A 5,511-nucleotide genomic window follows, 5' to 3' on the forward strand; every position below is an offset into this window, starting at 1 on the left:
GAAGTACGCGGTCATCCTGGTGGGGGAGGGCGGGGTCGAGGACTCCGGGATGTGGTACGAGGTCCAGCGCGTGCGCTGGGACGCTGCCTCGCGTGGCCTGACGGTCACCTGGGTCGATCCGGCCAGGTCCCCGATGGTCGTCAGGACGGTCTCCTCCGATCCCGGGGCGTTCATGGCCCTGGTCACCGAGCGGGTCAACCATTCGCTGGTGGTGCAGAAGGCTGCGCTCACCGCCGAGGGCACGACGGTGGTCGCCGCGGTGAGGCGCCGGGACGACGGGCAGCTCTTCTCCACACTCGTCGCCGACGGCCCGCTCGACGAGGACGGACGACGGCTGGCCGACGCCCTCGAGCGTGAGGTCCGCGACGGGGTCGGCCTGGACTGAGGCCGTCCCACCCACCTGCTCCGTCCGCGCGGAAGTGTGGGGGTGCACACATCGGGCCAGCTGGCGGGGCATTGTGAGTCGACCGCCACGTCCTCCTGATTTGCCGGGTGTGCCTGCTGCTCGCTAACATCATCCACGCACGACATTCCGGCGTAGCTCAACGGCAGAGCATCCGACTGTTAATCGGACGGTTACTGGTTCGAATCCAGTCGCCGGAGCAGAAGGTGTGAGGGCCTGCCCCGTTCGGGGCAGGCCCTCCTGCTGTCAGTGGCACATCCGGCGCGGTCGCGACGTCCGGGCGTCACGGGTTGCGGGCACCGGACGGTGCCTGCGGGTACCCGCCCGGGTTCGCCGGGCTCATGCCCAGGCGGGACCGCCCGTGCGGAACGCCCCACGTCCCCAGCGGTGCCCGCGGCGTCCGCGTTCCCGTGCAGGGCGGTCCTGCTCGGTGGCTCCACGGTCGTGACGGGCGTCGCGTCCGACGTGGTCCTCATCGCGTCCGCGACGGCCCTCGCCGTGCCGGCGGTGTTCCGGGTCGTGCTCGCGGCCGCCCTCGTACCCCTCGCGGCCACCCTCCCAGGGTGACCCGTGTCCACGGCGGTTCTTGCCGCCACGGTGGGGCCCGTCGCCGCGTGGACCGCGGGGACCGGGCTCGCCGTCGGCCTCGATGAGTCCCTGGGAGACCTTGCCGACCAGGCGCGCCAGTTCGGCGCGTTCGTCCTCGTCGAGGACATCGAAGGGATCCGTGTCCGAGGCACCCGAGCGGGTGGCCTCCTCCGCGGCGCCCCGTCCCTCCGCGGTCAGGCTGACCAGCGTGGAACGGCGGTCGGCCTCGTCACGTTGACGCTCGACGAGGCCGGCGTGCTCGAGTTTGCCGAGCAGTTCGCTGAGCGACTGGGGGCGGACCCCCAGCAGGAACGCGAGGTCCTTCTGCGCCAGCGGCTCGCGCAGGGCGAGGAGTGCGAGGACCCGCCCCTGACCGACGCGGGCGCTCCGGCCGCGGCGTCCGTCGCGGGTGATGTGCTCATGGCGCATGAGCAGGCGTCCCAGCCGCATCACGGACCGGGAGAGTGAGTCCTCGTCGGGGGTGTGTGACCCCGCAGAGTGTGGTGCCGCGTCGGTGTCGGGGACTTCCGAGGTTCCCTGGATCGCGGTCAGGTCGTGGTCGTCGGGCATCCGTGCCCGATCAGTGTTCATGTTGTCGTCCATCTCTGGACCTCCTAAGTGTGTAGGTACCTGATGAATATATGAAGGTACCTGACGATCTGTCAACGGGTGTGCGGGGCTGATCTCCGCGGGCACCGGAAGGCGAGTGGGCCGTCTCCCCGGACCACGCGCGATAGGCGGGTCGGAATCGGGCGGCTCCTGGGCTGGATGAGCGGACCTCAGCCCCAGAACAGAGCGGACCTCAGCCCCAGAACAGAGCGGACCTCAGCCCCAGAACGGAGCGGACCTCAGCCCCAGAACGGAGCGGACCTCAGCCCTGGAACAGAGCGGACTTCGGCGGGGAGGGTCAGTGGGTGCTGGTGCCGGGGAGGGGGCCGGGGGCCGCGTCACCAGAGGTCGACCACGTGTCGATGTCGTCGGTGACCAGGGTGGTGCCGTAGGCCCTCACCGACTGCGACTCCGAGGTGAAGAGGTCCAGGTCCGCGCTGAGGACCAGCGCGTCGAGCGTCGGCACGTCGGAGGTGGACAGCCGGCAGCGCTCCTCGCGGGTGTCGGCCACTCCGGCGTCGAGAGTGGCCGTTGCCCGGGTCAGGAGGCGGTCGGCGCGTGCGGAGGCGTCGTCGATGGACTTGTCGACCACCTGCGCTCGCGGCAGCATCTGGGCGACGCAGTCCCAGGTCCTCACGGCCGCCGAGAGCTCGGTGGAGGCCTGCAGGTCGGCCGACTCGGAGATCGGCGAGGACGTCCCCGACTGCTGGTCGGCGTCCGTGCCCTCCTGGTCCGGGTCGTCGGCGCCGGCCTGTCCTGCCGCCGTCCCGACCAGGGCGTCGTCCCCGGACTGGGCAGCGTCGAGGAGGTCGCCGAGACCCCACCCGGCGCCCGAGGTGTCCTCCTGGCCCAGGAGCCGGGCCAGGCGCGTGTCGAGCAACGTGACCTGTTCGATCCCGTCGTCGAGGTCCACCCCGTAGGCGGCGGCCAGCTCGTGGGCCGAGACGAGGCGCCCGAGCGCCGCGGAGGCCACCAGGCGCGCGTCCGCCCCCTCGATGTCGGTGTCGGTGACGGCGCGGAGGTCACGTGTGGCCGACAGCGCCAGCCAGGTCACGAACTCCTGTGGCTGCATCGGGGGCGTCGGCGACAGCAGCGGGTGCCTCGGCCCCCTCGGGGGTGGCCCCGTCCCACGGGTCCCACAACCCGCCCAGGGCCTCCAGTCGGGCGGAGGAATCGGCGGAGACCGTGTCCAGGACCTTCCGGCACTCCTCGCAGGCTGTGGCCTTCGCGGACAGGGAGTCCGCCCTCGCCGCCGCGGCGGACTCCGAGCGGGCCGCCATGTCGCGCACGGCGGCGATGCCGCTCAACTCGGGCAGGGAGCCGGGTGAGGACTCGAACCGCAGGTCGCACCCCGACAGGGACAGTGCCAGCACCACAGCCGTCAGGGCAGCCAGCCCCGCCCTCGTCCGCCCAGCACCGTCCGGGTCGGCCCCCGTCCGCACGACGCGGGCAGGGTGGGGGGGAGGCTGCGGAATCACCCACGAATCATCCCACGACGCTCCGGGTACGATGTCCCACACCGCCGTGTCGCCAGAAAGAAGGAGCCGTCGTGGCCTCCCCCCGAGAACCAGCAGCCCTGCGCCCCCTCCTGGAGGGAGTGGTCGCCGGTGCCGGACTGGCGCTGGACTCCGTGGTCGAACTCCACCAGAACGGCACGGCAGTGGTGCGGGTCGTCGTCGACGTCGCGGGGGACGATGGCGAGGTGGACTCCGACACACTGGCGGAGGTCTCCCGCGCCGTCTCGAAGGCCATGGACGCCGCCGACCCGATCGACGGGGAGTACGTCCTGGAGGTCTCGACCCCCGGCGCGGAGCGGGAACTGACGCTTCCGCGCCACTGGCGCCGCGCCCTCGGACGACTCGTGAGGATCAGGCTCCGCGAGGGCGGGACCCTCACGGGCCGCCTGCGCGAGGTGGGGGAGGACACCGTGACGGTCGAGGTCGACGGCGAGCCGACTACGATCGCTCTCGGAAATGTGAAGAAGGCGCGTCCGCGCGTCGAGTTCGGTTCGGAGGAGTGAGTCGACCGTGGAAATCGACATGACGGCACTGCGCATGGTGGAGCAGGAGAAGGGCGTCAGCCTCGGGACGCTCGTGGAGGCCATCGAGGAGGCCCTGCTCAAGGCCTACCACAACATTCCCGGAGCCATCTCCCGGGCGCGCATCGAGATCGACCAGCGCACCGGTCGCGTCACGGTGATGGCCACGGAGGAGGACGAGGAGGGCAACCCGATCGGGGAGTTCGACGACACCCCCTCCAACTTCGGACGCATCGCCCAGACGACCGCGCGCTCCGTCATCATGCAGCGCCTGCGCGACGCCGACGATGCGCGGGTCCTGGGCGACTTCGCCTCCAAGACCGGGAAGGTCGTCACCGGCATCGCCCAGCAGAGCCGCGAGGGCCGGGTCACCCTGGTCAAGCTCACCGACGACTTCGAGGCCGTCCTCCCGGACTCCGAGAAGGTCCCGGGCGAGGAGTACCACCACGGTGACCGCATCCGCGCCTACGTGATCTCCGTGGAGCGCACCGAACGCGGTGCCCGGATCACGCTCTCGCGCACCCACCCCGGTCTGGTGCTCGGCATCTTCGAGCGTGAGGTCCCCGAGATCCAGCAGGGCCTCGTCGAGATCAAGGCGATCGCCCGGGAGGCCGGGCACCGCACGAAGATCGCCGTGACCGCCACGCGCGACGGCGTCAACGCCAAGGGTGCCTGCATCGGCCCCATGGGCTCGCGCGTGCGCAACGTCATGGCGGAGCTGGGTGGCGAGAAGATCGACATCGTGGACTGGTCGGCCGACCCCGCCCACTTCGTCGCCAACGCCCTGTCCCCGGCCCGGGTCACCCGCGTGGTGGTCCACTCCGTGGAGAACCGCACGGCCACCGCCGTGGTCCCGGACTTCCAGCTGTCCCTGGCCATCGGCAAGGAGGGGCAGAACGCCCGTCTGGCCGCACGCCTGACGAACTACCACATCGACATCCACGCCGACACCGAGACCGGGGACGACGTCCACGCCTCGCGGTCCTCGACACCGGACGACGTGACGAGTCGCTCACGCACCTCCGACGAGTGAGGACGGTGGCCTCCGCTACACTGGACGGGTTGCCACACCACACCGCAGGACTCGCGCGGGCCGGGGACGTCGTCACCGGCCCGATCCGCACCTGTGTGGGTTGTGGCAGGCGTGTGGCGCGTGGGGACCTGGTCCGCATCGTCGCCGCGGACGGGTCCGCCACGGTGGACCCCAGGTGTGACCGTCCCGGTCGGGGCGCCTGGATCCATCCGGATCCCCGGTGCATCGAGAGGGCACGTTCCCGCAAGGCACTGACCCGTGCCCTCCGCATCCCTCATGACGTGGGGGAACGGGTGTGGGTCGAGCTGGCGGGAGTGGCGCCACTGTCAGCGACGCGCACAGCGTGTCGGACAACGAGTGATGGAAGCGGGTTGGAAGCCGATGGGCACCCGATGAGTACCCAGCGATGAGCTGCCAGCAAGACAAGTGACCCCGTCTCCGGTTCGGAGGCGGATCCGAACAGGAGAAACGTGGCAAAGTTGCGTGTCCACGAGCTCGCCAAGGAGCTCGGAATCACCAGCAAGGAGCTCTTGACGCACCTGCGCGAGAACGGTGAGTTCGTCAAGGCGTCGGGATCGACGCTGGAACCCCCCGTCGTGCGCACGGTGCGCGAGCACTATGCCGCCGCCGCCCCCAAGAAGGCGGACGCGGCTGCGAAGAAGAAGCCCTCACCGAGGAAGCCCGGGCCGTCCGTTCCCGCGGCACCGAAGAAGACCGAGGCGGCCCCGACGCCCTCAGCCGGGGCCACCGCCCCGCACGAGGGTGGCGCGCACGCGACCTCGGAGAAGCCCCATGCCCCAGGGCGCCCGCACCCTGGCGAGCACCACGAGGCAGGGACCC

At 71.0% G+C, this 5,511-nt stretch carries 8 protein-coding genes and 1 tRNA gene; 6 read left to right on the top strand and 3 right to left on the bottom strand.

The window, feature by feature from the left end; genetic code table 11:
- Both TA90_RS14780 and TA90_RS01180 read left to right on the top strand, forming a co-directional pair.
- The coding region (locus TA90_RS14780) for a hypothetical protein (RefSeq protein ID WP_043534199.1) at positions 1–385 on the top strand (385 nt) is incomplete at its 5' end.
- Positions 386–531: 146 nt separating this feature from the next.
- Positions 532–603 (top strand) — tRNA-Asn (locus TA90_RS01180).
- A 139-nt stretch (positions 604–742) separates the two neighbouring features.
- Here TA90_RS01180 and TA90_RS12975 read toward each other — a convergent pair.
- The 3 genes from TA90_RS12975 to TA90_RS12980 all read right to left on the bottom strand — a co-directional run bounded on the left by TA90_RS12975 (position 743) and on the right by TA90_RS12980 (position 3,078).
- Positions 743–1,594 carry a MarR family winged helix-turn-helix transcriptional regulator gene (locus TA90_RS12975; protein WP_052450345.1) on the bottom strand — a complete coding sequence of 284 codons (852 nt, stop codon included), beginning with the start codon at positions 1,592–1,594 and terminating at the stop codon, positions 743–745.
- A 304-nt stretch (positions 1,595–1,898) separates the two neighbouring features.
- Positions 1,899–2,672, bottom strand: a complete 774-nt coding sequence (locus TA90_RS01190) for a hypothetical protein (RefSeq protein WP_187120060.1) — start codon at positions 2,670–2,672, stop codon at positions 1,899–1,901.
- Positions 2,623–3,078, bottom strand: coding sequence for a hypothetical protein (locus TA90_RS12980; RefSeq protein WP_147513302.1), 456 nt, complete (start codon positions 3,076–3,078; stop codon positions 2,623–2,625). The genes TA90_RS01190 and TA90_RS12980 overlap by 50 nt, the downstream gene beginning before the upstream one ends.
- 71 nt (positions 3,079–3,149) lie before the next feature.
- Between TA90_RS12980 and TA90_RS01195 the strand changes: the two genes are divergently transcribed.
- The 4 genes from TA90_RS01195 to TA90_RS01205 all read left to right on the top strand — a co-directional run.
- Positions 3,150–3,620, top strand: a complete 471-nt coding sequence (locus TA90_RS01195) for a ribosome maturation factor RimP (protein ID WP_043534200.1) — start codon at positions 3,150–3,152, stop codon at positions 3,618–3,620.
- A 7-nt stretch (positions 3,621–3,627) separates the two neighbouring features.
- Positions 3,628–4,671 (top strand): transcription termination factor NusA, encoded by a 1,044-nt coding sequence (nusA, locus tag TA90_RS01200; protein ID WP_043534201.1) that lies wholly within the window; start codon positions 3,628–3,630, stop codon positions 4,669–4,671.
- 95 nt (positions 4,672–4,766) lie between these two features.
- Entirely contained in the window at positions 4,767–5,081 is a 315-nt protein-coding gene (locus TA90_RS13580) for a YlxR family protein (RefSeq protein WP_197067814.1), read from the top strand.
- A 60-nt stretch (positions 5,082–5,141) separates the two neighbouring features.
- Positions 5,142–5,511 (top strand): translation initiation factor IF-2 N-terminal domain-containing protein (locus TA90_RS01205; protein WP_043534202.1); only part of this gene is annotated, 370 nt, incomplete at its 3' end.

The sequence above is a fragment of the Actinomyces polynesiensis genome, assembly GCF_000820725.1.
Classification (GTDB): Bacteria; Actinomycetota; Actinomycetes; order Actinomycetales; family Actinomycetaceae; genus Pauljensenia; species Pauljensenia polynesiensis.